The sequence below is a fragment of the Microbacterium sp. VKM Ac-2870 genome, assembly GCF_015350795.1.
Classification (GTDB): domain Bacteria; phylum Actinomycetota; class Actinomycetes; order Actinomycetales; family Microbacteriaceae; genus Microbacterium.
On record NZ_JADKSH010000004.1, the window covers coordinates 87,059 to 113,204 of the forward strand.

The following is a 26,146-nucleotide window of genomic DNA, read 5'->3' on the forward strand; positions in this document are numbered from 1 at the left end:
GAGCCCGGCTCAGAAGCCCGGGAGAAGGCTCACGACGAGGTCGATGAGCTTGATGCCGATGAACGGGGCGATCACGCCGCCCAGTCCGTAGATGAGGAGGTTGCGGCCGAGGATCTGCGACGCGCTGGCCGGCCGGTAAGCGACACCCTTCAGGGCGAGCGGGATCAGCACGACGATGATGATCGCGTTGAAGATGATCGCGCTCGTCACCGCCGACGCCGGCGAATGCAGCTGCATGAGGTTCAGCGCCGCGAGTCCGGGGAAGACCCCCATGAACATCGCCGGGATGATCGCGAAGTACTTCGCGATGTCGTTGGCGAGGGAGAACGTGGTCAGGGCGCCGCGGGTGATGAGCAACTGCTTGCCGATGCGCACGATGTCGATGAGCTTGGTCGGGTCGCTGTCGAGGTCGACCATGTTGCCGGCCTCCTTCGCGGCCGACGTGCCCGTGTTCATCGCGACGCCGACATCGGCCTGGGCGAGCGCGGGGGCGTCATTGGTGCCGTCGCCGGTCATCGCGACGAGGGCACCGCCGGCCTGCTCGCGCTGGATGAGCGCCAGCTTGTCTTCGGGTGTCGCCTCGGCGAGGAAGTCGTCCACGCCTGCCTCGGCGGCGATGGCGCGCGCCGTCAGCGGGTTGTCGCCCGTGATCATGACGGTGCGGATGCCCATCGCGCGCAGCTGGGTGAACCGCTCTGCGAGCCCCTCCTTGACGACGTCCTTCAGGTGCACGACGCCCTGCAGGCGCGCGCCGCCGGCATCGCGCACGGCGACGACGAGCGGCGTGCCGCCCGACTGCGACACCGCTTCGACATCGGTGAGCAGCGCCTCGCGGGTGGATGCCGCGACGGGCCCGGCCTGCTCCATCCAGGCGAGTACCGCGCTGCCGGCGCCCTTGCGGATCTGCGTGCCGTCGGCCAGGTCGAGCCCGCTCATGCGGGTCTGTGCGGTGAAGGGGACCGCGACGGCATCCGCGGGGGCCGTGACCTGCACGCCGCGGACCGCGGCGAGCTCGACGATCGAGACGCCCTCGGGCGTCGGGTCGGACAGCGACGATAGGGCGGCGGTCGACGCGAGGTCGTTCTCGTCGACGCCCGGCAGGGGCAGGAACGCCGACGCGCGACGGTTGCCGTAGGTGATGGTGCCGGTCTTGTCGAGCAGCAGCGTGGTCACGTCGCCGGCGGCTTCGACAGCGCGCCCCGACATGGCGAGCACATTGTGCTGCACGAGGCGGTCCATTCCGGCGATGCCGATCGCCGACAGCAGCGCGCCGATCGTTGTCGGGATGAGGCAGACGAGCAGGGCGATCAGAACGGGGATGCTGACCGGGCTTGCCGCGTACGACGCAATCGGGTTGAGCGTCAGCACGACGATCACGAACACGATCGACAGGCTCGCCAGCAGGATGCCGAGGGCGATCTCGTTGGGCGTGCGCTGACGGTTCGCGCCCTCGACGAGAGCGATCATCCGGTCGACGAAGGTCTGGCCGGGCTGCGATGTGATGCGCACGACGATGCGGTCGCTGAGTACGCGCGTGCCGCCGGTGACCGCGCTGCGGTCGCCACCCGACTCGCGCACCACGGGAGCCGATTCGCCGGTGATCGCAGACTCGTCGACCGTGGCGATGCCCCAGATGACGTCGCCGTCGCCCGGTACGAGCTCACCGGCCGAGACGACGACCACGTCGTCGAGCGAGAGCTCCGACGAGGCGATGTCTTCGGTGGCGGCGGAGGTGGCCGCGGCATCCGCCGACGCGTCGTAGCCCTGCACCCGGTGCGCGATCGTGGCGGTGCGCGTGGTGCGCAGGGCCTGCGCCTGGGCCTTGCCGCGGCCTTCGGCCACCGACTCGGCCAGGTTGGCGAACAGCACGGTGAGCCAGAGCCAGACGGCGATGCCCCACGTGAAGCCGGCGGGAACGGGGGTGCCGCCCGAGCTCTGCGGGCCGCCGAGGAACGGTTCGGCGACCGCGATGGCGGTTGTGAGGGCCGCGCCCACCCACACGAGGAACATGACGGGGCTGCGCCACAGCTCGGCGGGATTGAGCTTGCGAAGGGCGCCGGGAAGGGCGGTGACCAGCTGCGCCCACCCGAAGGCGCGGCGGGCGGCGGGAGCCGACGAGGTGGTGTCGTCCTCGGCGGAGGGACGGTCGATGACCGGGGCGGTCGTGTTCATGATCAGGAAAGACCTTCTGCCAGGGGACCCAGCGCGAGAACGGGGAAATAGGTGAGTGCCGAGATCACGATCGTGACGACGACGAGCAGGCCGACGAACTGCGGGCGATGCGTGGGCAGGGTGCCCGCCGTCGACGGAACACGCTGCTGCGCGGCGAGGGAGCCCGCCAGGGCGAGCACCAGCACGATCGGCACGAAGCGCCCGAGGAGCATGACGACACCGAGCGCGGTGTTCAGCCACGGCGTGTTGGCGGTGAGGCCCGCGAAGGCCGAACCGTTGTTGTTGGCCGCCGACGTGAAGGCGTAGAGCACTTCGCTCATCCCGTGGATGCCGGGGTTCAGGATCGACGTCGCCTCGACGTCGGCCCGCACAGCGGGGATGCCGAAGCTCAGCGCCGTGCCGGCCAGAGCCAGGGTGGGCGTGACGAGGATGTACAGGCTCGCGAGCTTGATCTGCGTGGGGCCGATCTTCTTGCCGAGATATTCCGGTGTGCGCCCGACCAGCAGGCCGCCCACGAACACCGCGATGATCGCGAGCACGAGCATGCCGTACAGGCCCGAGCCGACGCCGCCGGGAGCCACCTCGCCGAGCATCATGTTGACCATCGGGATCATCCCGCCGCCCGCGGTGAACGAGTCGTGCATGGAGTTGACGGCGCCGGTCGACGTCAGGGTCGTCACGGCGGCGTAGAGCGCGGAACCGATGATGCCGAAGCGTTGCTCCTTGCCTTCCATCGCACCACCCGCGAGCTGCGGGGCGGTGCCGTGGCCGATGACTTCGAGGGCGCTGACCGCGGCGATCGACGCGATCGCGAGGGTCGACATGACCGCGAGGATCGCGTAGCCCTGGCGGTTGTCGCCGACCATGCGCCCGAATGTGCGAGGCAGAGCGATGGGGATCACGAGGATCAGCAGCAGCTGGAAGAGGTTCGTCCACGGGGTGGGGTTCTCGAACGGGTGGGCGGAGTTGGCGTTGAAGAAACCGCCACCGTTGGTGCCGAGCATCTTGATCGCCTCTTGCGAAGCGACCGGGCCGCCCGGGATCGACTGCGTCGCACCGGCGAGGGTATGCGCGTCGACGAAGCCATTGATGTTCTGGATCACGCCGCCCGCCAGCAGCACGATGGCCGCCACGACGGCCATCGGCAGCAGCAGACGCCCCGTACCGCGGACGAGGTCGACCCAGAAGTTGCCGATCGTGCGCCCGCCACGCCGCGCGAAGCCGCGCACCAGCGCGATGGCGACCGCGATGCCGACGGCGGCCGAGACGAAGTTCTGCACCGTCAGGCCGGCGAGCTGCACGAGATAGCCCATGACCGCTTCGGGGGAGTACGACTGCCAGTTGGTGTTGGTGACGAAGGATGCCGCGGTGTTGAACGCGAGACCTTCGGGCACGGCCGGCAGGCCCAGCGATGCGGGAAGCAACGCCTGCAGCCGCTGGAGGGCGTAGACGAACAGCACGCCCATGAGTGAGAAGGCGAGGACGCCGCGGGTGTAGGCCTGCCAGGTCTGCTCCGCACGGGGATCGACACCGATGAGGCGGTAGACGAGGCGCTCCGGGGCGGCATCCTTCTCGCTCGTGAAGATGCGGAAGATGAGGTCGCCGACGGGACGGTAGAGCAGCGCGAGCAGCAGGACCAGGGTGGAGATCTGGAGGACGCCGAACCAGATGTCGGCGGTGTCGACGCCCATCAGAAGCGCTCCGGCTTCACGAGGGCGATGACGAGGTAGACGACGCTGGCGATGCCGAGCACGGCGCCGATGATCGAGAAGACGTCCATCAGAGTCGCTCCGCCCCCTTCGCAACGAGGGCGACGATCGCGAACACCGCGATCGTCACGACGACGTAGATCACATCGAGCACAGCAACTCCAGGAGACTGACCGCACGCCGGATCGAACCGGGCCTCTCGGCGGGCGCCCACGATGGGCACGGCTCCGATCCAACTCCCGCGATACGACCGTTTCTGCGGTCCTTACGCTTTCCCTACGGGGGTGGCCACAGTCCTCACGGCTCGCTCACGGGGTTCTGCGTTTCGACGCGCTGCGCCGGCTCGAAACGCGCGGCGCTCAGTCGGTCGACGGCTTCGCGGCCCGCTGGCGCCGTTGTGCCTTCGACGGGCGGATGGCCGGCACATCGCCGACGATCGGCACCGGAGCCCGGTACAGGTGCACGCCGTAGCGGGCGACGAGCCCGATCATCACCGTCAACTTGTTGCGAGGTCCGAGCAGGCTCGTGATGTGGACGAAGAGCCAGGTCATCCATGCGAATGAGCCGGTGAGCGTCACCGTCTTGCGCAGCAGCGGGATCTTTCCGAGGAACCGGAGGCCGTGCAGCCCCGGAAGGTTCGCGACGCCGGGCAGCTCCCCGATCGCGGAGCGGCGGCCGATGATCGCCAGCTGCCCCTTGTCGTAGTACGCGAACGGCTCCGTGGCCTGTCCCGCGATGATTCTCAGGATCTGCTTCGCCACGTGCTCACCGCCCTGGATCGCCGGCTGGGCGAGCTGGGGGAGGTCTTGGGGTGCGATCGCGACGTCGCCGGCGGCGAACACTCCGGGCAGGCCCTCGACCTGCAGGTCCTCGCCGACACGGATGCGGTCGCCCTTGTCGAGGGGAAGGCTCCACTCGCGCACTTCCTCGTGGGGGGCGACGCCCGTCGCCCAGATCGTCAGGTCGCTGGGCAGCACGCTGCCGTCGGAGAGCACGACGGCATCGGGGAGCACCTTGTCGACGCCGGCACCCAGGCGCAGTTCCACGTCGCGGCGCCGCAGCTGCGCCGCGGCGTACTCGCGGAGCTTGGGAACGAACGGCTTCAGGATCTCACTGCGCTGTACGAGCGTGATGCGGAACGCATCGCCGTCGAGCTCGGGGTAGGCCGGCTCGAGGCCCTGATCGCGCAGCTCGGCGAGGGCGCCCGCCATCTCGATACCCGTCGGTCCGCCCCCGATGACGACGACCGACAGCCCCTTGCTGCGGTCGTCGCGCACGGCGGCGCGTTCGAGTCGTGTGAAGAGGGTGTCGCGGATCGTGATCGCCTGCGAGCGGGAGTACACCGCGAAGGAGTTCTCCTTGGCGCCCGGCGTGCCGTGATAGGCGGTCGTGACGCCGTTGGCGATGAGGAGGTAGTCGTACGACATCTCCTGGCCGTCGAGCAGGCGCACGCGGCGCGCATCGGTATCGATTTCCATGAGGTGCTCGTGCACGACTTCGAGGTTGGGCTGGCGCAGCCGCAGGCTGCGGAGGAAGTGCGTGACGTCGCCCGGGTTCAGGCCGCCGGTGGCCACCTGATACAGCAGCGGCTGGAAGGTGTTGTAGACGCGACGATCGATGAGGGTCACCCGCACCGGCGCGTGGCGCAGGGCGGTGGCGGCACTGATTCCCGCGAAGCCGCCGCCCACGATGATGACGTGGGGTCTCGCCGACAAGTCGGGTCGGTGGCGGTCGTCGTGGGAGAGAGGTCCGGATGCCGTCATAGCCGCAGATTACCCCGCTCACCCGACCGGCTCCTGCCGCAGCAGTCTCCGAGCCTGTTGAATGGCCCGGAGTGGAACAATGGAGCCATGAGCCCTTCCGCCGCGCACCGCATCGAGACCGCCTACGTGCGGCGTAGCCCGCGGTACACGGTGTTCCTGGTCGGGGGTGCTGCCCTCGGCATCCTCGCCGCCCTCGTGCTCACCTTCGGCTTCAACGGCAGCGAGAACGTGAGCGCCAGCACCGGTGTCTCGTACTCGACCACGCAGGTCTTCGGCTTCGTGTGCCTGTTCGCCATCCCGATCGGTGTCGCGATCGGCGGCGTCGTCGCGCTCGTGATCGACCGCGCCCTCGCACGGCGCACCCGCGAGGTGCGCGTCGACCGCGAGATCATCACCGTCGACGACGCCGAGTAGTCCTCCGTCGCTGCGCCCGGTAACAGGCGATCTGCCGGGGACAGGAAGATTCGCGACGGGTTCGCCTGTGTCCGGGCGATCGCCTGTCGTCGGGCGGCGGACGCCCCGAAGGATGCCGCAGTCACGCGATGTCCGCGATGATCGGACCGATCGCCGCATCGAACTCGGCGATGTCGCCGCGCAGTCCGTCGGTCACCGCGACCGTCAGGGCGCCGATCCACCACACGCCGCGTTGGGTGAACGGCAGCACCTGCACGTTCAGCTCGAACGAGTGCGCCCGGCGCCCGACGACGCGTTCATGCTCCGCGATGGCACTCGCGTAGGCGCGATACGACGCGCCGCTGCCCACGCTCGCCCGGTAGCGTTCGTTTGCGGTGCGGGCGTACGCGACGGCATCCGCCGCGTGCGGCTCGATAGACGCCTGCAGCGCGGCGAAGCCCTCGACCGGGAGCGCCACATACGTCTCGAAGCCGTCGATCAGCTCCAGGGGCACGGGGGAGGGGTTGGCCTGCGGCTCGACCGTCAGGTCCCAGTACGCGCGCCATTGCCGTTCGATCGACGACCGGTCGTCGTACTCGCCGGCCGTCGTGGCAGGCGTCGGCGCGATCGCCCGAAGATGCGGCAGCTCTTCCGGAAACCGGGTGCCGAGCACGTGGCGCAGATACAGGGCGACGAGCACCGGCAGGCTCGCGTCTTCGCGGATGATCCACTCCGGTCCCGCCGCGGCTGCCATGTCGCCATCCTAGGCAAGCGCGTTCCGCGGGCGACAGGGTGGCGTCCGCGATGGCGCGAGCACGATCGGTCCGCGACCGTCGAGGCTGCCGCTAGGCTGTTCGCGTGGCAGAAGCCCCACAGAATCCCTATTCCGAAGCCGGCGTCGACACTGCGGCGGGCGATCTCGCCGTCGAACTGATGAAGTCGGCCGTTCGTCGTACGCATGGACCCGAGGTCTGGGGCGGTGTAGGCGGGTTCGCCGGCCTGTTCGACGCCTCCGCGCTCCGGGCCTACACGCAGCCGTTGCTCGCCACCTCGACCGACGGCGTCGGCACGAAGGTCGCGATCGCTCAGGCGATCGACAAGCACGACACGATCGGCCAGGACCTCGTCGGCATGGTCGTCGACGACATCGTGGTGGTAGGCGCGAAGCCGCTCTTCATGACCGACTACATCGCCTGCGGCAAGGTCTTCCCCGAGCGCATCGCCGATATCGTTCGCGGCATCGCATTCGGGTGCGAGCAGACCGGCACCGCTCTCGTGGGCGGCGAGACCGCCGAGCACCCGGGCCTGCTCGGCATCAACGACTACGACGTGGCGGGTGCGGCGACCGGTGCCGTCGAGGCCGGTGACGTCCTCGGCGCGGAGCGCGTGCAGACCGGTGATGTGGTGCTGGCCCTGGCATCCAGCGGCCCCCACTCCAACGGGTACTCGCTCATCCGACACATCGTGGCCGGCAAGGGCGTCAACTACGGTGCGCACGCGGCGGAGTTCGGGCGTACGTGGGGCGAGGAGCTGCTCGAGCCGACGCGCCTGTACACGCTGCCCCTGCTGAACCTCCTCACTCAGCTGCCGGGCGCGGTGCACGCGCTCAGCCACGTCACCGGCGGCGGCATCGCCGCCAACCTGGCCCGCGTGCTGCCTCCGCACGCGTGGGTCGAGGTCGACCGCTCGACGTGGTCGCCCACCCCGGTCTTCCGCGTGCTCGCCGATCTCGGCGGCCTGCGCCTGGAAGACACCGAAGGCACCTGGAATCTCGGCGTCGGCTTCGTGGCCGTCGTCTCGGCCGATCAGGCGGATGCCGCGGCATCCCTTCTGTCGGACATCGGCATCGCGACCTGGCAGGTCGGCGTCGTGCGCGACGGCGCCCGGCCAGACGGACAGTTCGAGCAGGGTGCCAAGGGCGTCGACGGCGGAGCCGTGCGCCTGGTCGGCGCATACTCATCCGCCGTCTAGGCGCAGAAACGGATCGAGCAACACCATATGTGCGGAATCGTCGGCGTCGTCGGACAGGGCCGGGTCAACCAGGACATCTACGACTCGCTCCTGCTGCTGCAGCACCGCGGTCAGGACTCCACCGGCATCGCCACAGCCGAGTCGAACGGCGTCTTCCACCTGTTCAAGGCCAAGGGGCAGGTGCGCGAGGCGTTCCGCACGCGCGACATGCGCGCCCTCCTCGGTGAGATCGGGCTCGGCCACGTGCGGTACGCCACCAAGGGCACCGCGTCGAGCGAAGAAGAAGCGCAGCCGTTCTATGTGAACGCCCCGTACGGCATCGTGCTGGTGCACAACGGCAACCTCACCAACACGCGTGAGCTGACCGAAGAGCTGTTCAGCAAAGACCGCCGGCACCTGAACACGAGCTCCGACACCGAGCTGCTCGTCAACGTGCTGGCCAACGAGTTGCAGGCGTCGATCTCGGGACTCGAGCTCGATCCGGCGCAGATCTTCCAGGCCGTCACGCGGGTGCACGAGCGCGTCGAGGGCTCGTACGCGACCATCGCGTTGATCGCTGGCTACGGTCTGCTCGCGTTCCGCGACCCCTTCGGCATCCGCCCCCTCATCCTCGGCACGCGTCCCGCGCTGGATGCCGCAGGCACCCCGACGGGGCGCTATGAGTGGATCGTCGCGTCGGAGTCGCTCGTTCTCGAGAACGGCGGCTTCGAGGTCGTCCGCGATGTGGAGCCCGGCGAGGCCGTATTCATCGACCTGGACGGGCGCCTGCACACGCAGCAGTGCGCCGCGAACCCGCAGCTGGTGCCGTGCTCGTTCGAGTACGTGTATCTGGCGCGTCCCGACTCGATCATGAACGGCATCTCGGTGTACGAGGCCCGCCTGCGCATGGGTGAGCGCCTCGCCGACACCATCGCTAAGTACACCCCCAGCGGCAGCATCGACGTCGTCATGCCCATTCCCGACAGCTCACGGCCGGCGGCGATGCAGGTCGCACGAAAGCTCGGCATCGAGTACCGCGAGGGCTTCTACAAGAACCGCTATGTCGGCCGGACGTTCATCATGCCCGGTCAGGCCGTGCGCAAGAAGAGCGTGCGCCAGAAGCTCAACGCCATGTCGAGCGAGTTCAAGGGCAAGAACGTGCTGCTCATCGACGACTCGATCGTGCGTGGGACGACCTCGAAAGAGATCATCCAGATGGCGCGCGATGCCGGGGCCAAGAGCGTGACCTTCGCGTCGGCCGCGCCGCCGGTACGCTTCCCGCACGTCTATGGCATCAACATGCCGTCGCGTCACGAGCTCGTCGCCCACGGCCGCACGATTCCCGAGATCGCCGAGGAGCTCGGTGCCGACTACATGGTCTACCAGGAGATCGACGACCTGAAGGCGGCGATCCTCGAGGGCGCCCCCGATGTCGAAGACCTCGACATGAGCTGCTTCGACGGCCGGTACATCACCGGCACGGTGTCGGAGGAATACCTCGCCTGGGTCGAAGGCACCCAGGAGAGCTGACCCGTCGCTCACCCCCGTTCGTTGAGCGCAGCGAGCCGTAACGTCCTGAGTCCCTCGTAGGCTTGGTCGAGTGACTGCTCCCCGCCCCCGTTCCCTCTGGCGGGGCCGCATGCTCGCGCTGGTCGGCGTCGTCTTCGTCGCGTTCTCGCTGCGTTCCGCGGTGGCCGCGCTGTCGCCGATCATCTCCGAGATCCAGGTCGATTTCCCCGTGCCCACCGGGATTCTGGGTCTCATCGGCATGGCTCCGCCGGTGTGTTTCGCGGTGTTCGGCATCGTCACGCCCGCGCTCGAGCGACGCTTCGGACTGGAGCGGCTGGCCGCGGCATCCATGATCGTCGCCGCCGGGGCGCTGGTCGCGCGCGCGAACGCGGCCGACGCGGTGGGCCTGCTCATCGCGACGACGGTGCTGTTCGCGGCTGTCGGTGTGGGAAACGTGGTGCTGCCGCCCCTCATCAAGGCCTACTTCCCCGAGCGGATCGGCACGATGACGGCGGTGTACTCGTCGCTGCTGTCGGTGGCGGCGTTCCTGCCGCCGCTGGTCGCGGTGCCCGTGGCGGATGCCGCGGGCTGGCGATTCTCGCTGGGGATGTGGTCGGTGCTCGCCCTCGTCGCCGTCGTTCCGTGGGTGTCTCTCGTCGTGCGCTCGCGCATGCCGTCACCGGCGGACCCCGAGGTCGCGACCGGCGCGATCGAGATCGACGCACCCGCACCCGGTGTGCTCAGACGCCTGCCTCGCCTGCCGCTGGCATGGGCGATCGCCGGCAGCTTCGGTGTCTCGGCGGCGAGCGTGTACGCCTGCTTCGCTTGGTTGCCGGTCGTTCTCGTCGACATCGCCGGCGTCTCGCATGCCCAAGCCGGCGCCCTGCTGTCGCTGTTCGGGGCCATGGGACTGCCCTGGTCGATCATCGTCCCGATCGTGATCACCCGGTGGCGTCGCGTCGGCGTGATCTACGCCGTCGCCCTCACCGCCGGAGTCGCCGGGGTGCTCGGAATGGTCCTCGCGCCCGCCGCTGCGACGGTGCTGTGGGTGGTGCTGCTCGGCGCCCCTCAGGCGCTCTTTCCCGCTGTGCTGGTGCTCATCCAGCTGCGTTCGCGCACCCACGAGGGCGCGGTGGCGTTGAGCGGCTTCGCCCAAAGCGTCGGCTACGCGATCGCGGCGCTGTTCCCGTTGATGTTCGCGGTCGTCCATGAGGCGACCGGGAGCTGGCAGCCGGTGCTGGTGGTCTTCGGCATCCTCTTCCTCGCGACCCTGCCGATCGGCCTGGTCGTCTCACGTCCGCGGACGATCGAGGACGAGTGGGAACGTCGCCACGGCGCGTGGTGACGCGCACCGTTCACGGTCGACCGACGACGCAACGAACAGACGTCAGGCTGTTTCGAGCTCGTCCTCGTCGTCGGCATACTGATCTGCCCACTTGTCGACGTACGGGTCTTCCTCGTGGTGTCCAAGCTCCTTTTCGAGCGCGGAGTAGTTCACGTTGTACGTGTCGTACTTCAGCTCGCGAGCGATCTTGGTGTGCTTCGCTTTCTGACGGCCACGCCCCATGCGAGACCCCCTCATTTCTGAGTCACGGACGATGCGGTGTTCCGCACTTTGGTCCGGCGCATTCACGATGCGGTTGACGATCCGGCATCTTGCCGGGAAGAGTAGCATTCAGAATAACACGGTGCCCTCGGCGCCTCTGCGGTGCGGGGGAGGACGGGAAGGGTGTCATGACCGATATCGACGAGAATCCGGTCCCCCTGCGCGCGGTGATCGTCGGTGCGATTCCCGGCCAACCGCCGCGTGTCTTCAAGGAAGCGGCGCGTTACGCGAAACTCTTCGGCGCCCCGCTCATCGTGGCGCACGTGGATGTGACGAGGTTCGTCACCTACGAGGATCCCGACGGGTACGTGCATTCCGCGCCGATCGACGTCGACATCGCCGTGGGCGAGATGCAACTGAGGGCCGTGCAACACGATGCAGAGTCGGCGCTGGAGGGGGCGGGTGTCGAATGGACCGTCACCCAGCTCGTCGGTGACCCGGCCCTCGCCATCAAGCATCTGGCGGAGCGTGCGCAGGCTCGACTGATCGTGGTCGGCACCCGGCGGCGCGGACTCGGAGAGTCGATCCGCGAGTTCTTCACGGGCTCGGTGGCGGCGCGCCTCGCCCACCGCCAGTCGCGCCCGATCCTGGTCGTGCCGCTGGAAGACCCGGTCGGCGACGACGAGGAACTCTGGCCTGCCTGACCCTTCACCGGCGTGCGCCGACCATTTCCGCCAGCGCCCACCAACCCCGCTCGCGGAACTGGGCGGGGCTAGCGCAGGGCCCGGGTAAGGGTGGACAGCGCCTCGTCGAGCGCTCGTGACAGATCATCCACCACCGAGGCTCCCAGGTCGCCGCCGTGGGCCAGATGGGTGCGCAGGTCGGCGCGCACGGTGGCGCGGAACTCGCCCACGATCGCCTCGGCGCGTCGCATCTGCTCGCGTGACGCGGTGCGCGCGTCATCCGCCGGTCCCGTGGATGCCGAGGCGCGCCCGGCCGCCCGGTCGCGTTCGGCTTGGTCGCGTTCCGACTGGGCAGAAGCGGCGAGATCGGCACGCAGACTCTTCATCGCCTCGCGCACACTGCCACGCACCTCATCGGCGATCAGGCGCACGCTGTCGGCAAGGCCGGCCTCGATGCCCTCCAGTTCGTGTGCGCGGGCGGCGACCTCGGCTCGGCCGGCGGCGGTGATCTCGTACACGGTCTTCCGGCCGTCGACGACCTTCGTCACGAGACCCTCCTCCTCGAGCTTCGACAGCCGCGGATAGATCGTGCCCGCACTCGGCGTGTACGTACCGCCCGTGCGATCGGAGAGGGCCTGCATGAGGTCGTACCCGTGCCGCGGCGACTCGTCGAGAAGGTTCAGCAGGTACAGGCGCAGATCGCCGTGCGAGAAGACGGGGGGCATCGTCACGCCTCCTCTGCGGGGGTCGCCCACTCGGGGGCGTCTTCGGCGGGTGTGGATGCCGCGGCATCCGGCGCCGCCGTCGCACGCCGCAGAACCGTCACGTCGCCCGACACCGAGTTGGCGCGCACGTCGGCGAAGCTGCCGCTGAGCTCGCCGACCGAGTCGACGTAGTTGGACGGGCCCGAGGTCGACCGCTTGACGCCGTCGACCATCAGGCGACCGCTGACGCTGCGCAGCACGAAGTTTGCGGGGTGCCCCTCGTCGAGGCGCACGGTGGCGTCGCCCGACACGGTGTTGAGGCTGACGACGTCGACACGGCCGGTCGAATCGACGAGCATGCCGCCCGAGACCGTGTCGATCGTGGCCTTGCGGATGCTGCCGGTGGCCGCCACCTCGCCCGACACCGAGTTGGCGCTGAGTGAGCCGTCGAGCCCGCGGATCTGCACGTCGCCCGAGACGGCGTTGACGGAGAGATCCCCGGTGAGGCCGTCGACGATGATGTCGCCCGACACGGTGTTGAGGCGAGCGCCCGATGCGAGCCCCGACACGAGCGCGCTCGCCGACACGACGCCGAGGTTCAGAAGGATGCCGCGGGGAACCGCGACGCTGATCTCGGCTTTCGGCCCGCCGGAACCGAAATTGCGGAACACCTCGAGGAAGTTGTCCCAGCGCAACTGCGGGTGGTCGATCTCGACGACGTCGCCCGACGCTTCGATGCGAAGGTCTTTGATGGTCACGGCGTGCACTTCGATGCGGACGCCGGGTTCGTCGTGCGCGACGACGTCGATCTGGCCGCCGACGAGGCCGATCTTGAGTTTGCGGATGTCTTCGAGGTCGATCACCCGGGTCTCGCCCGGCTTGATGAGCCACTTCTCGAGTGTCATGGGTTCTCTCCTGGTTCCGGGCGATTCGAGATATATCGCGTTGCAACGAGAGTAACACGATATATCTCGAGCTGCCAAGGGTGAGAGACGCGGCATCCCGCAGTACACAGACGCGCGCCGACTCACCCGAGGGTGAGCCGGCGCGGTGTCCGGTGAAGCGGTGCTGTTATGCGCGACCGCCGCGCACAAGTCGCAGCAGGAACGCGATGATGGCGATGACGCCGACGATCAGAGCGACCCACAGCAACCAGTTCAGGGCGGCGTTCATACCGCCCACAATGGCCAGCACGATGGCGACGACGATGATGATGATCAGAGCGAGATTCATGTGATTGCTCCATTCTCGGGGGACTCCATGACCCCCTGAACGTAGTCGCGATCGTGGACTCGGGCACCCCCCTTGCCAGTCCCGTCTCATCTGCGATAGGGCCGATATATGCCCCAAAACAGAACGCCTCCCTCCTTGAAGGACCCGGAGCTGTACGAAGAGCTCCGCAAGGACGGCGCATCGAAGCAGAAAGCCGCGCGCATCTCGAACGCGGCGGCCCGAGACGGTCGCAGAGCCGTCGGGGCACGCGGCGGCGAATCGGGATCGTACGACGACTGGTCGGTCGCCGAATTACGCGGCCGAGCGAAAGAACTCGGCATCCGCGGCTACTCGGGCAAACGGAAGGCGGAGTTGATCGACATGCTCCGCGATTGCTGACGTGCCGCGCTTGCGAAAGGTCCGGCCCGGCCGCGACCTCGGCTACCGCCGTGTGCGCTCCGGGTCGGGCTTCCGCTACGTCGACGCCGACGGATCGGCGGTTCCGCCCGACGAACGCGAGCGCATCGCCGGAATGGTCATCCCCCCGGCGTGGAGCGATGTGTGGATCGCCGCGGCCGCGAATGCGCACATCCAGGCGACGGGCATCGACGACGCGGGGCGTATGCAGTACCTCTACCATCCCGACTGGTCGGCCCGCCGCGACAAGGGAAAGTACGCCCGCGCTCTCGACCTGGCTGAGCGCCTTCCGCGGGCCCGTGCGCGCGTCACCCCGTCGCTGCGTCGCGACGGCATCGATCGGGAGCGGGTGTTGGCCACTGCTTTTCGGATGCTCGATGGGGCGGCGCCCCGCGTCGGCAGCGAGCGGTACTTCTCCGCGCACGGCAGCCGCGGGCTGACGACACTGCAGCGCCGGGATGCCGCCGTGGAGGGCAGCATCACCAGCCTGCGCTTTCCTGGCAAGAGCGGCAAGCGACAGAGCCTCGACATCGACGACGCCGACCTCGCCGCCGTCATCTCTCTGCTTGCGGCCGGCCGTCCCGCGGCGCCGTTGCTGGCCTACGCGCGCGGTCGGCGTCGCGTGCCACTGAGCCCGCGGGACGTCAACGTGTACGTGCGGACGATGACCGGCGGCACCTTCACCGCCAAAGACTTCCGCACGCTCCGCGGCACGATCCGAGCCGCGGAGGAGCTCGCGCGCACCGGACCCGCGTCCAGCAAGACCGAGCGCAAGCGCGCGGAGGTTCGTGCGGTCGAGGCCGCCGCCCAGGCACTGGGCAACACCCCGACGGTCGCCAAGGGTTCGTACATCGACCCACGGGTGTTCTCGCGGTACCGACGGGGCGTCGTGCTCGACACGTCGATTTCGCCGGAAACGGCGATCCGCGCGCTTCTGCGGGGGTGAGCCGCGACTAGTCTTCCCCCGTGTCCACGACCCGTTGGTTCTCGCCCGCCGCGCTCGTGGTCGTCATCCTCGGCGGCATGATCGGGGTCGCGATCCGCGCCGTCATCGTGCTGCCGCTCGGCTCCGCGGGACTGCATCCGCTCGTGATCCCCGCCGTCACGCTCGCCATCAACCTCCTCGGCTCGATGCTGCTCGGCGTCATCGTGGGCTGGCTCGCCGACCGGCATCCGCTCGGACGCCTGTTCCTCGGAACGGGAGTGATGGGTGGATTCACCACCTACAGCGCATTCGCGGTGCAAGCGCTCACCACATCGGCCGCGCTCCCGTTGGTGGGCCTCGTCCTCATCGCGGTGTCGGTGTTCGGTGGAGTCGTGCTCGCCGTGATCGGCCTGACGATCGGACGACGGATGGCCGACCGGCCCGATGAGATCGAGCGCCCGGAGGATGCCGAGTGAACGCCTTCGAGATCGCAGCACTCATCCTGGGCGGCGGCCTCGGTGCGGGTGCGCGTTATGTCATGGATGGCGCGATCATGCGCGGACGGACGGGGGTGTTTCCCCTCGGCATTCTCATGGTGAACGTGCTGGGGTCCTTCCTGCTGGGCCTTCTCACCGGGCTCGGACCCACCGTCGCACCCGCGTGGATGAGCATCATCGGAGTGGGTGTGCTCGGCGGATTCACGACGTTCAGCACGGTGTCGACCGAGTCGGCGCTTCTCGCGGAGCGGGGGCGGCGCGACTGGGCCTGGATCAACCTGATCGGCACGCTCGTGTTCGCGCTCGTGGCGGCGGCCCTCGGTTTCTTGCTGGGCGGATTCGTCCCGCGCTGAGCGGGCAGATCGGCGGAAAACCCCCGGCCCGTGAGCGTCCGAGCCGGTTCATCGCCGTGCGACAATGAAGCGGATACACGCGTGTATCGAGCTTGTCGTCCACGCCGTCCGCAGAGCAAGGGTTCCCCGTGTCGCACCTCGCCGTCCTGAGCCTGAAGAACCGTGCTCTCATTGCCCTCATCACGATCGTCGCCGCGATCTTCGGCGGGCTCGCGCTGACGAGCCTCAAGCAGGAGCTCATTCCGTCGGTCGAGTTCCCCCAGCTGTCGATCCTCTCGACCTACCCCGGGGCCTCGCCCGACGTCGTCAACAACGACGTCTCGAGCCCCATAGAGACGGCGATCCAGGGCATTCCCGGCCTCGAGTCGACCACGGCGACGAGCACGACCAACGCCTCGATCATCCAGGCCTCGTTCACCTACGGCACCGATCTCGCCACCGCCGAGCAGAAGATCCTCCAGGCGATCAACCGCATCAAGTCCACCCTGCCCACCGGTGTCGAGCCGAACGTGGTCTCGTTCTCGATCGACGACCTGCCCGTCATCGCGCTCGCCGTCACCGGATACAGCGACGAGAAGACCATCCAGGCGAAGCTGCAGGCCAGTACGATCCCCGACCTCCAGGACGTCAAGGGCGTCAGCGCGGCATCCATCGTCGGTGGCCAGGGCCAGCGCGTGACCATCACGCCCGACCAGGCGAAACTCGCCGCGGCCGGCTTCACGCAGACGGCGCTCAGCGATGCGCTGAAGCAGAACGGCGTGCTCTTCCCGGGCGGCACCGTCACCGAAGGGCAGCAGACACTGACCGTGCAGACGGGCAGCAAGCTCACGTCGGTCGACCAGATCGCCGCTCTCCCGCTCGTGCCGACCTCGGCGGCGCAGTTCGAGGGGGCGCTGAAGAGCGGCGCATTGAAGGTCGGCGACGTCGCGACCGTGGCCCTCGCGCAAGACCCGGTGACGTCGATCTCGCGGGTCAACGGCCAACCCGCCCTCACCGTCTCGATCACCAAGCTGCCGTCGGCCAACACGGTCGATGTGAGCCGCGCCGTGACGGCGCTGTTGCCGAAGCTGCAGAGCGACATCGGTGGTGACGCGACTTTCACGGTCGTGTTCGACCAGGCGCCCTACATCGAGCAGTCGATCGAATCGCTGGCGCAGGAAGGCCTGCTGGGCCTCGTCTTCGCCGTTCTCGTGATCCTTCTGTTCCTGCTGTCGGTGCGCTCGACGCTGGTCACCGCGATCTCGATCCCGACGAGCGTGCTCATCACCTTCGTCGGCATCCAAGCCTTCGGCTACTCGCTCAACATCCTCACGCTCGGCGCGCTCACGATCGCGATCGGACGCGTTGTCGACGACTCCATCGTCGTGATCGAGAACATCAAACGTCACTATGTCGAGGGTGCCGACAAGCTCTCTTCGATTCTGCTGGCGGTGCGTGAGGTGGCCGCGGCCATCACGGCGTCGACCATCACGACGGTCGCGGTCTTTCTTCCGATCGCGTTCGTCGGCGACGTGACCGGTGAGCTGTTCCGTCCCTTCGCGATGACCGTGACGATCGCGATGGCGGCTTCGCTGTTCGTGGCGCTGACGATCGTGCCCGTGCTCGCGTACTGGTTCCTTCGGCCCGGCAAGCCCGTGCAGGATGCCGCGGGCCGGCCCGTGGATCCCGAAGACCCGACGGCGCCTCCCTCGCGGTTGCAGCGCGGGTACCTGCCGATCCTGCGCTGGACGCTGAAGCACTCGTGGATCACCCTGCTGCTTGCCGTGCTGGTGCTCGGAGGCACGCTGGCCGCCGCTCCGCTCATGAAGACCAACTTCCTCGGTGACAGCGGGCAGAACACCTTCACCGTCACCCAGCAGGTCGGGCAGGCGCCCAGCCTCGACGCCGAAGATGCGGCCGCCAAGAAGGTCGAAGCCGCCCTCACCGGCGTGGCCGGAGTCACGACCGTGCAGACCTCGATCGGATCGAGCGGATCAGCCGTGCGCGACGCCTTCCGAGGAGGCAGCACCGGCATCACCTATTCGGTCACGACCGATACCTCCGCCGATCAGGTCACCATCCGCGATGACGTTGAGAAGGCGGTCGCCGGGCTCAGCGACGTCGGCACCGTCACCGTGTCGTCGGGTCAGGGCGGTTTCGGCTCGACCAACGTCGAGGTCGATGTGACGGCGCCCTCGTCCGACGCCCTGCAGACGGCCACCGATGCCGTCATCGCGGGTCTGCAGGGCAAGGCGGGAGTCGGGCAGGTCACGTCGAACCTCTCGGCATCCCTCCCCTACGTCGCCGTGACCGTCGACCGGGCCAAGGCCGCGCAGCTCGGTCTGTCGGAAGTCGCCGTGGGCGGACTCGTCTCGAACACGATGCAGCCGCGGCAGATCGGCACGGTCGAGATCGGCGACACCTCCCTCACCGTGTACCTGCAGTCGTCCTCGGTGCCGCAGACGATCGACCAGCTCAAGGGGCTGCAGATCGCCTCCGGCTCCGGACTCGTGCGCCTCGACCAGGTCGCGACGGTCGAGCAGAGCCAGGGGCCGACCTCGATCACCACGCAGCGCGGTCAGCGCACCGCCACCGTGACGGTGACGCCGTCGACCGACGACCTGAACACGGCATCGGCCAGCGTACGTGCGGCCCTGACCGGTCTCGATCTGCCCACGGGAGCCGACGCGAAGATCGGCGGTGTGGTCACCCAGCAGCAGGATGCCTTCGGTCAGCTGGGACTCGCGATGCTCGCCGCCATCCTCATCGTCTACATCGTGATGGTGGCGACCTTCAAGTCGCTCCGCCAGCCGCTGCTGCTGCTGGTCTCGGTGCCGTTCGCGGCGACCGGCGCCATCCTGCTGCAGATCGCGACCGGGGTGCCGCTGGGTGTCGCGTCACTCATCGGCGTGCTGATGCTCATCGGCATCGTCGTCACCAACGCGATCGTGCTCGTCGACCTCGTGAATCAGTACCGCACGAAGGGGCTGAGTGCCCACGACGCGACGATGGCGGGCGGGTCGCGACGTCTGCGTCCGATTCTGATGACGGCGCTTGCGACGATCTTCGCCCTCACCCCCATGGCCCTCGGCATCACCGGGCACGGCGGGTTCATTTCCCAGCCGCTCGCGATCGTCGTGATCGGCGGACTCATCTCGTCGACCGTGCTGACCCTGCTCGTTCTTCCCACGCTCTACAACCTGGTCGAGGGCGCTCGCGAGCGTCGCGCGGCCCGGCGCTCGGGTCGGTCCGACGCGAGCGACCCGGAGGCGGATGTCGACGGAGCAGAGGTCGCGGCATCCGGGGACGGAACCGCCGCCCTGCACCCGCGCCGCTCGCGCCGCGGTCGCTAGGGGCGGAAGCGTGCGCACTGCTCCGGTGACACCTTCTCCCTCCCCGTCGTCGGCGGTCGTCTTCCCGGAGTGCGCACAGCTGATCCCGATCGAGGTGTTGAAGGCGAACTTCTCTGAGAATGCGGTTCTGTATCCCGACGGTGGGGGATGGACGATCGGACAGCTTCTGCCCGGACCGGTCGCGAAAGCGGCCGTCGACGCCGCGACTCGTCGCGCCGACTGCGGCTGGGGCGTCGAGGGTGGATCGGACGGCGGCGTGCATGCCGGCGTGCTCCAGCTGCCGGCCGATGTCCGGGACGGACTGATCAAGGCGCTCCGCGATGCGGGGAGCTACACCGAGACGAGCGTGGACGGCGCGACCGTTTTCACGACGCCCGTCCCCTCAGAGATCTCGAGCGTGGAAGCGGGATACGCGTTTCAGGGCACGACGTGGATCGCGATCGTCGGGAGCGCTCACGAGGGGGCGATGGAATCGGTCTATCTCCCTGCCGCGCTCACTGCGCTGCGTGCCGCCAACGGCGGCTGAACCCGCGGGAAAGTCGCGCGACGCGGCGGTTTCCCAGGTGGGACGAGTACTGTTGTGTGGTCGGCTCTGGACACCGCGCACGTGCGCGGGTGGGTTTGTGAGTCCAAGGGGCCGATGGTGAGCGTCGTTCGGCGCACATGAACCATCAATGTTGAATGGCCCCCGGACCACCGGGTCGCCCGCCGCCCCGATCCGTCCGACCTTCTGGTTGTCCCCGGCTCTCGCTGCGCGGTGGCGCTGTTCTCGCGCGAGAAAACCCAGGAAGAACACCATGCCCAAGAGCAAGAAGCCGGCCGGCGGCCGCGCCCAGAACTTCGAACCGCGCTACGGCGCCAAGACCAGCTACCAGGATGCGAAGCGCCGCCCCGGCCAGTCGTCCGCTGGCAAGCCCGGCAGCAAGAGCGCGGGGCACCGCGGCTACCGCGCCGTCGAGGCCACCGAGTCGTCGTCGGCCCCCAAGCAGCGGTGGAGCGCGCAGGAGCGCGCGGGGCGCGACGAGGCCCGCGGCATCCGGACGCGCGCCCACGGCGACCGTCCGGCTCGTTCGTTCGACGATCGTCCCCGTCGCGACGACCGTCCTGCCCGCTCGTTTGACGATCGTCCCCGTCGCGACGACCGTCCGGCACGGTCGTTTGACGATCGTCCCCGTCGCGATGACCGTCCGGCCCGTGATGACCGTCCGGCACGGTCGTTTGATGACCGCCCGGCCCGTGATGACCGCGGTGGCTATGTCCGCAACTCCGGAGATTCTGCGCGTGGTGGCCGTGATGGCGCCCGTGGGCCCCGTGAGGCTCGGGATTTCCGGAGTACTGAACGTCCCCGTCGTGACGACCGCCCGGCCCGCTCGTTCGACGGGCGCCCGGCCCGCGACGACCGCCCCGCCGGCTCTTTCGACGACCGCGGACGCAACTCCTCCACGTCGCGTCCGGATCGCCGTGAGCGTCCCGATTTCGCCGCGCGCGACACCGATCGGAGGAGTTACGACCGCCCCGTCCGCGACGACCGCCCCGTCCGCGACGACCGCCCGCGTCGCGATGACCGTTCGGCCCGGACGGGTGGAAACCGCTCCGACTGGAACTCCGACGCCAAGGATGCCGCGGCCCGCAAGGCCTACGAAGCGCACGCCGACGTCGTGCACGAGAAGCTGCAGGCTCAGGCCGTTCAGGCCGAAGAGGTCGCCGATGTGAGCTTCTCGAGCCTCGGTCTCGGCGACAACATCGTCCGTGCCCTCGCTGAGCTCGGTGCGCCGTCGCCCTTCCCGATTCAGGCCGCGACCATCGCCCCGATCCTGGCCGGCAAGGACGTGCTCGCGCGCGGACGCACCGGTTCGGGCAAGACCATTGCGTTCGGTGCCCCGCTCGTCGAGTCGGTGCTGCGCAGCCAGGCCGGCAAGCGTCGCGCTTTCGGTCGCAGCCCCAAAGCGCTGATCCTCGCTCCGACGCGTGAGCTCGCGCTGCAGATCGACCGGACGATCCAGCCGATCGCCCGCAGCGTGGGACTGTTCACCACCCAGATCTACGGTGGTGTGCCGGCGGCGCGCCAGGTCGGTGCGCTCAAGAAGGGCGTCGACATCATCATCGGCACCCCCGGTCGCATCGAAGACCTGCAGTCGCAGGGCAAGCTCGACCTCTCGGAGATCGGGATCGTCGTGCTCGACGAAGCCGACCATATGAGCGAGCTCGGCTTCCTCGAGCCCATGCAGCGCATCCTGCGCCTCGTCGAGTCCGGCGCGCAGAAGCTGCTGTTCTCTGCAACCCTCGACCGCGAGGTCGCGGCCCTCGTCGACGAGTTCCTCGTCGATCCCGCCGTCTACGAGGTGGCCGGCGAGGACCAGGATTCCGGAACCATCGACCACCGCGTGCTCGTCATCGATCATCGCGACAAGGCCGAGATCCTCACCTCGCTCGTCGATCGCGCCGGCAAGACTCTCGTCTTCGCCCGGACCCGTGCCTACGCCGAAATGCTCGCCGAGCAGTTCGATGATGCCGGCATCCACGCGGTCGCCCTCCACGGCGACCTGAACCAGGCCAAGCGCACGCGCAACCTGGAGCGCCTCACCTCGGGCCGCGTCAGCGTGCTCGTCGCTACGGATGTCGCCGCGCGCGGCATCCACGTCGACGACATCGACCTCGTGATCCAGGCCGATGCTCCCGACGAGTTCAAGACGTACCTGCACCGTTCCGGTCGCACCGGTCGTGCGGGTCGTTCGGGCCGGGTCGTCACCCTGATTCCGCGCCAGCGCCGCCGTCGCATGACGGAGATGCTCGAGCGCGCCGAGATCGACGCGCCGTTCGACGATGCGCGTCCGGGCGACGACCTGATTGAGGAGATCGCCGGTCGCCAGGCGGCGAACGTCGACCGCTGACATCGGATCTGAGGAAGGGCCGTGACGATATCGTCGCGGCCCTTCTGCGTGCTCGGATTCGAAGCGGCGTCAGAACAGCATGGCCGGCGCGGCGGTCGCCGCGGCCGCGCGCGCCGTGGTTCGTACGGGCCCGGGTCGGCTCGTCCGGGCCGGTCGATTCTCGACCTCCTCCTCGGCACCGCCCGTGAGGCCGTGTCGACGCAGCAACGGGCGGACCCGAGCCGCGAGCATCTTCCGGTAGCCGCTGGGGGCGTAGGTCGTGGCGCCCGGGTAGAGCCCGCGATAGGCGGGGACGAGTTCGGGATGCTCCCGCTCGAGCCACTGCCAGAACCACTCCCGCGCCCCTGGTCGCAGGTGCAGCGCACCGAAGACGACGCGGCGGGCCCCGGATGCTGCGATGCGCGCGAGCGCGTCGTCGAGCACCGGCACGGAGTCGGTGAGGTGCGGCACGATCGGCATCAGGAAGACGGTCACGGCGAAGCCTGCGTCTGTCGAGGCGCGGACGGTGTCGAGCCGCGCCTGGAAGGTCGGCGCCCCCGCTTCCAGCGTCTGGCGCAGCCGCTCGTCGGGCATGGCGATCGACATCGACAGGTGCACGGGAACGTATCTTCTCGCCTCGGCGAGAAGAGGCAGATCGCGGCGCAGCAGCGTGCCCTTGGTGAGAACCGAGAAGGGTGTCCGACTCGCGGCCAGTGCATCGATGATCTCGGGCATGAGTCGGTAACGGCCCTCCGCGCGCTGATAGGGGTCGGTGTTGGTACCCAGTGCGACCGGCTCGCGGTTCCACGACGCAGCCGCGAGCTCCCGCCGTAGGACCTCGGCGACGTTCACCTTCACGACGATCTGCTCGTCGAAGTCGCGTCCTGCGTCGAGGTCGAGATAGGTGTGCGTGTTGCGCGCGAAACAGTACGAGCACGCGTGGCTGCACCCTCGATAGGGGTTGACCGTCCAGTCGAACGGCATGGCGGAACCACTCGGCACGTGGTTCAGCGCCGACTTGGCAGCTACCTCGTGGAAGGTCATCCCCGCGAACTCCGGGGTCGTCACCGTGCGCACCAGACCGTCGAGGCTCTCCATTCCGGGCAGTGCGCCGGCATCCGTCGAATCGATACTTTGTCCACGCCAGCGCATGGTGATATACGAACATAGATTCGACACAATCGCAACGCCGCTCGTTCGAGCGGTCGCGCGCGGCAGAATGGATGAGTGCCGCAACCCGAGCAGCCGAACAGTCGCCGTGCCGCGCGCCTCGCCGCAGAGGCGTCCGCGACGGCCCCGGCGCACCGTGCGACCGCCGATCGCGCCGTCGCTTCGCGTCGTCGCTTCGCATTCGCCCTCGGTCGTCGCGGGGTCGTCGCCGTCGTCGCGGTTCTGGCGGTCGGCCTCATCGCCCTCGTCGTCGCGCTCGCGCGTCCGGGCGGGGAGTCGACGCTTCCGGATGGCACGGCGCCCGCGGCTGCGAACCCGACCGACGCCGTGACGCTGCCGGGCGGGTCAGGGGCCGCGGCGGGGGCGACAGCCCTGCCCGTCCCCGCGCAGAGCGGGCCTGCCGCCGCATCGTGCGACAGCTCCGCCGTCACGTCGGCGCTGGCCAGCGGGAGTGACGCCGACGTCATCGCCGCGTTCGGGGGAGGCGCGGCTTTCCGTGCAACTGTGGCTGCGGGAGCCGCGCCCTGCATCGACCTGGGCGACCCGCACCGCGTCTGGATCGTCGTCGACAAGCGTCGTCCACTCAACCCGGTCGACTTCGAGCCGGCCGAGGTCGTCGCACCCGCGAACATTCAGCGCACCGTCGATGGGAGACTCCAGCCACCCGCGGCCGAAGCGCTGACCGCACTCGTCGCGGCTGCTGCCGACGAAGGCGCTGGCGCGATCGGTCTCAACAGCGCGTACCGCTCGTATGCGTCCCAGACGCGCACCTACAACGGCTATGTGAACTCGCTCGGCCGCGCCGAGGCCGACAGGCAGAGCGCCCGCCCGGGATACAGCGAGCATCAGACGGGCCTCGCCACCGACGTCGCCGCGTGCGACGGGGGCTGCGGCGCGATCGAGTCGTTCGGCGGTACCCGCCAGGGTGCCTGGACCGCGGCCAACGCGTGGCGCTTCGGCTTCATCATCCGTTACGAGGATGGGTACACCGCCGTCACCGGCTACCAGGCCGAGCCGTGGCATCTGCGCTATGTCGGCGTCGAGCTCGCGAAGGCGTACCACGAGGGCGGCTTCCACACGCTCGAGGACTTCTTCGGCCTTCCGGCTGCTCCCGACTACTGAGTCGGGAGCAGCGCACTCGTCGAATGGGGTGAAACCCAGTACCATGGATGCTGGGATGCGATGCCACCGGCATCCGGCGGTCTCCGCCGCGCAGCCCGCAGGATTCGGCACTCGACGACGAGAGGACGGGCGCACCATGGAGCGCGACATCTACGACGAGGATCACGAGGCGTTCCGCGACGTCGTCAAGGAGTTCCTCAAGCGCTATGCCTCCGAGGAGAAGCGCAAGCAGTGGGAGGCGGCGGGCGAGATCGACCGCGCCACCATGCTCGCCGCCGGCGAGGCCGGCATCATCGGTCTGAGCGTGCCGGAGGAGTTCGGCGGCGCGGGGATGCTGCAGGACTACCGTTTCCGCTCGATCGTGCTCGAGGAGACGATCGGGGCCGGGCAGGGTTCGCTTGCCGGTGCCTTCGGCATCCAGGACGACCTCGCGGTGCCGTACATCGTGCACATGGGGACGCAGGAGCAGAAGGAGAAGTGGCTGCCGGGGATGGCGACCGGCCAGATCCTCGGCGCCCTCGCGATGACCGAGCCGGGCGCCGGCAGCGACCTGCGCGGCATCAAGACGACCGCCAAGAAGGTCGACGGCGGCTATCTCGTCAACGGCGCGAAGACGTTCATCTCGTCGGGCAAGACCGCCGACATGGTCGTGACCTTCGTCAAGACCGGCGAAGGCAACCGACCGGATGCCTTCAGCCTGCTCATCCTCGAAGACGGCATGGAGGGCTTCGACCACAGCAAGAAGCTCGAGAAGATGGGCTTCCACGGGTGGGACACCGCGGAGCTCAGCTTCACCGACGTGTTCGTTCCGGAGGCGAACCTCATCGGCGGCAAAGAGGGCCTCGGCTTCATCCAGCTGATGATGAACCTGCCGCTGGAGCGGTTGTCGATCGGTGTCGCGGCCGCGGCGGCGGGCGAGGCCGCGTTCGCCTGGACGCGCGACTACGTGCTGAGCCGCGAGGCGTTCGGCGAGCGGATCGCCGACTTCCAGAACACGCGGTTCCTGCTCGCCGACATGGCGACCACGGTCGACGTGATGTGGACGTACAACGACCGCGCGATGATGCTCTACAAGGACAAGAAGCTCACCGCCGAAGAGGCGGCGAAGGTCAAGTTCTGGTCGACCGATCGCGAAGCGGAGCTGCTCGACATCGGCGTGCAGCTGCACGGCGGCTACGGCTACATCACCGAGTACCCGATCGCGCGCGCCTACCTCGACGCCCGCGTGCACCGCATCTACGGCGGCACGAACGAGATCATGCGCGACATCGTGTCGCGTCAGATCGTCGGTAAGCGCTAGCCGCACGAGCGTCGCCGCACCCGCCCGCACGAGCGTCGCCGCACCCGCCCGCGCGGATGTCGGCGCCGCTCGGTAGCGTTCGAGCGGTGATCGATGCTGCCACCTGCGTGCTGTGCGGGTTCGCGCCTCCGGAGGTGGATGCCGACGGCATCCGCCGTTGTCCGGTATGCCGCTGGCGGCTGGGCGACAGCCCCGACCCGGATCTGCCGCCCCCGCGGGTGGAGGTCGTCTACTACCTGCGGTGGGAGCAGCGGATCAAGATCGGCACCACGCGACAACCGCGTCAGCGTCTCGCAGCGATCTGGCATCAGGAGCTGCTGGCGTTCGAACCCGGGGGACGCACGCTCGAGCGTGCGCGCCACGAGCAGTTCGCCCACCTGCGGGCGGGCGGCGAGTGGTTCCGCGCCGATCCGGAACTGCGCGCCCATGCTGCCGCGATAGCGGGTGACGTCCCGCCCTGGCACCGCTACGCCCGATGGGTCGCCGACGCTCTCCGCGGGGCGGTGAGCTGACGCGGCA

Annotated in this window: 26 protein-coding genes; 15 read left to right on the forward strand and 11 right to left on the reverse strand. The window is 68.8% G+C overall.

Annotated features, from left to right (window positions below; genetic code table 11):
• Positions 1–9: 9 nt before the first annotated feature.
• From kdpB to ITJ43_RS11195, 5 genes are all read right to left on the reverse strand, one after another.
• Positions 10–2,172: a potassium-transporting ATPase subunit KdpB gene (gene kdpB / locus ITJ43_RS11175; RefSeq protein ID WP_194583936.1), complete on the reverse strand. Its 2,163-nt coding sequence runs from the start codon at positions 2,170–2,172 to the stop codon at positions 10–12.
• Between the two features lie 2 nt (positions 2,173–2,174).
• Entirely contained in the window at positions 2,175–3,863 is a 1,689-nt protein-coding gene (gene kdpA / locus ITJ43_RS11180; RefSeq protein WP_194583937.1) for a potassium-transporting ATPase subunit KdpA, read from the reverse strand.
• Positions 3,863–3,952, reverse strand: coding sequence for a K(+)-transporting ATPase subunit F (gene kdpF, locus ITJ43_RS11185; RefSeq protein WP_194583938.1), 90 nt, complete (start codon positions 3,950–3,952; stop codon positions 3,863–3,865). Before kdpF ends, kdpA begins: the two co-directional genes overlap by 1 nt.
• Positions 3,952–4,104 (reverse strand): hypothetical protein, encoded by a 153-nt coding sequence (locus ITJ43_RS11190; protein WP_194584097.1) that lies wholly within the window; start codon positions 4,102–4,104, stop codon positions 3,952–3,954. Before ITJ43_RS11190 ends, kdpF begins: the two co-directional genes overlap by 1 nt.
• 136 nt (positions 4,105–4,240) lie before the next feature.
• Complete coding sequence (locus ITJ43_RS11195; protein WP_228495791.1) at positions 4,241–5,644, reverse strand: NAD(P)/FAD-dependent oxidoreductase; 1,404 nt, start codon at positions 5,642–5,644, stop codon at positions 4,241–4,243.
• An 87-nt stretch (positions 5,645–5,731) separates the two neighbouring features.
• Between ITJ43_RS11195 and ITJ43_RS11200 the strand changes: the two genes are divergently transcribed.
• Positions 5,732–6,058, forward strand: a complete 327-nt coding sequence (locus ITJ43_RS11200; protein ID WP_194583939.1) for a potassium transporter Trk — start codon at positions 5,732–5,734, stop codon at positions 6,056–6,058.
• 121 nt (positions 6,059–6,179) lie between these two features.
• Here the strand turns inward: ITJ43_RS11200 and ITJ43_RS11205 are convergent, their stop codons facing one another.
• Positions 6,180–6,791 (reverse strand): zinc-binding alcohol dehydrogenase, encoded by a 612-nt coding sequence (locus ITJ43_RS11205; protein ID WP_194583940.1) that lies wholly within the window; start codon positions 6,789–6,791, stop codon positions 6,180–6,182.
• A 104-nt stretch (positions 6,792–6,895) separates the two neighbouring features.
• Between ITJ43_RS11205 and purM the strand changes: the two genes are divergently transcribed.
• The 3 genes from purM (at position 6,896) to ITJ43_RS11220 (ending at position 10,841) form a co-directional block, all read left to right on the forward strand.
• Complete coding sequence (gene purM, locus ITJ43_RS11210; RefSeq protein WP_194583941.1) at positions 6,896–8,008, forward strand: phosphoribosylformylglycinamidine cyclo-ligase; 1,113 nt, start codon at positions 6,896–6,898, stop codon at positions 8,006–8,008.
• A 27-nt stretch (positions 8,009–8,035) separates the two neighbouring features.
• Complete coding sequence (purF, locus tag ITJ43_RS11215; protein WP_194583942.1) at positions 8,036–9,517, forward strand: amidophosphoribosyltransferase; 1,482 nt, start codon at positions 8,036–8,038, stop codon at positions 9,515–9,517.
• A gap of 70 nt (positions 9,518–9,587) precedes the next feature.
• Positions 9,588–10,841, forward strand: a complete 1,254-nt coding sequence (locus ITJ43_RS11220) for a CynX/NimT family MFS transporter (protein ID WP_194583943.1) — start codon at positions 9,588–9,590, stop codon at positions 10,839–10,841.
• Positions 10,842–10,883: 42 nt separating this feature from the next.
• Here ITJ43_RS11220 and ITJ43_RS11225 read toward each other — a convergent pair whose 3' ends face one another.
• Positions 10,884–11,063, reverse strand: a complete 180-nt coding sequence (locus ITJ43_RS11225) for a DUF3073 domain-containing protein (RefSeq protein WP_005054410.1) — start codon at positions 11,061–11,063, stop codon at positions 10,884–10,886.
• A gap of 167 nt (positions 11,064–11,230) precedes the next feature.
• On the opposite strand from ITJ43_RS11225, the gene ITJ43_RS11230 reads away from it, so the two are divergent.
• Entirely contained in the window at positions 11,231–11,746 is a 516-nt protein-coding gene (locus ITJ43_RS11230; RefSeq protein WP_194583944.1) for a universal stress protein, read from the forward strand.
• Positions 11,747–11,814: 68 nt separating this feature from the next.
• On the opposite strand, the gene ITJ43_RS11235 is transcribed toward ITJ43_RS11230, so the two are convergent.
• The 3 genes from ITJ43_RS11235 to ITJ43_RS11245 form a co-directional block, all read right to left on the reverse strand.
• Positions 11,815–12,450, reverse strand: a complete 636-nt coding sequence (locus ITJ43_RS11235; protein WP_194583945.1) for a PadR family transcriptional regulator — start codon at positions 12,448–12,450, stop codon at positions 11,815–11,817.
• 2 nt (positions 12,451–12,452) lie between these two features.
• Positions 12,453–13,334 (reverse strand): DUF4097 family beta strand repeat-containing protein, encoded by an 882-nt coding sequence (locus tag ITJ43_RS11240; RefSeq protein ID WP_194583946.1) that lies wholly within the window; start codon positions 13,332–13,334, stop codon positions 12,453–12,455.
• A gap of 166 nt (positions 13,335–13,500) precedes the next feature.
• On the reverse strand, positions 13,501–13,662 hold the full coding sequence (locus ITJ43_RS11245; RefSeq protein ID WP_194583947.1) for a hypothetical protein: 162 nt from the start codon (positions 13,660–13,662) through the stop codon (positions 13,501–13,503).
• 108 nt (positions 13,663–13,770) lie between these two features.
• On the opposite strand from ITJ43_RS11245, the gene ITJ43_RS11250 reads away from it, so the two are divergent.
• From ITJ43_RS11250 to ITJ43_RS11280, 7 genes are all read left to right on the forward strand, one after another.
• Positions 13,771–14,040, forward strand: coding sequence for a Rho termination factor N-terminal domain-containing protein (locus ITJ43_RS11250; RefSeq protein WP_194583948.1), 270 nt, complete (start codon positions 13,771–13,773; stop codon positions 14,038–14,040).
• A gap of 1 nt (position 14,041) precedes the next feature.
• Positions 14,042–15,004, forward strand: a complete 963-nt coding sequence (locus tag ITJ43_RS11255; RefSeq protein WP_194583949.1) for a DNA topoisomerase IB — start codon at positions 14,042–14,044, stop codon at positions 15,002–15,004.
• Between the two features lie 20 nt (positions 15,005–15,024).
• A complete protein-coding gene (locus ITJ43_RS11260) occupies positions 15,025–15,459 on the forward strand; it encodes a fluoride efflux transporter FluC (protein ID WP_323741208.1) in 435 nt (144 codons plus the stop codon).
• Entirely contained in the window at positions 15,456–15,833 is a 378-nt protein-coding gene (locus ITJ43_RS11265) for a fluoride efflux transporter FluC (protein WP_194583950.1), read from the forward strand. The genes ITJ43_RS11260 and ITJ43_RS11265 overlap by 4 nt, the downstream gene beginning before the upstream one ends.
• Before the next feature lie 128 nt (positions 15,834–15,961).
• Entirely contained in the window at positions 15,962–19,165 is a 3,204-nt protein-coding gene (locus ITJ43_RS11270; RefSeq protein WP_194583951.1) for an efflux RND transporter permease subunit, read from the forward strand.
• A 10-nt stretch (positions 19,166–19,175) separates the two neighbouring features.
• The gene (locus tag ITJ43_RS11275) at positions 19,176–19,691 is read left to right on the forward strand and encodes a hypothetical protein (protein ID WP_194583952.1); all 516 of its coding nucleotides are present in this window, start codon (positions 19,176–19,178) and stop codon (positions 19,689–19,691) included.
• A gap of 271 nt (positions 19,692–19,962) precedes the next feature.
• Positions 19,963–22,056, forward strand: coding sequence for a DEAD/DEAH box helicase (locus ITJ43_RS11280; protein WP_194583953.1), 2,094 nt, complete (start codon positions 19,963–19,965; stop codon positions 22,054–22,056).
• A gap of 69 nt (positions 22,057–22,125) precedes the next feature.
• Here the strand turns inward: ITJ43_RS11280 and ITJ43_RS11285 are convergent, their stop codons facing one another.
• Positions 22,126–23,187: an Rv2578c family radical SAM protein gene (locus tag ITJ43_RS11285; RefSeq protein WP_194583954.1), complete on the reverse strand. Its 1,062-nt coding sequence runs from the start codon at positions 23,185–23,187 to the stop codon at positions 22,126–22,128.
• 75 nt (positions 23,188–23,262) lie between these two features.
• Between ITJ43_RS11285 and ITJ43_RS15340 the strand changes: the two genes are divergently transcribed.
• The 3 genes from ITJ43_RS15340 to ITJ43_RS11300 all read left to right on the forward strand — a co-directional run bounded on the left by ITJ43_RS15340 (position 23,263) and on the right by ITJ43_RS11300 (position 26,139).
• Complete coding sequence (locus ITJ43_RS15340) at positions 23,263–24,327, forward strand: M15 family metallopeptidase (RefSeq protein ID WP_323741209.1); 1,065 nt, start codon at positions 23,263–23,265, stop codon at positions 24,325–24,327.
• 136 nt (positions 24,328–24,463) lie between these two features.
• Positions 24,464–25,627 (forward strand): acyl-CoA dehydrogenase family protein, encoded by a 1,164-nt coding sequence (locus ITJ43_RS11295; protein ID WP_194583955.1) that lies wholly within the window; start codon positions 24,464–24,466, stop codon positions 25,625–25,627.
• 86 nt (positions 25,628–25,713) lie between these two features.
• Positions 25,714–26,139 (forward strand): GIY-YIG nuclease family protein, encoded by a 426-nt coding sequence (locus tag ITJ43_RS11300; RefSeq protein WP_194583956.1) that lies wholly within the window; start codon positions 25,714–25,716, stop codon positions 26,137–26,139.
• Positions 26,140–26,146 lie beyond the last annotated feature (7 nt).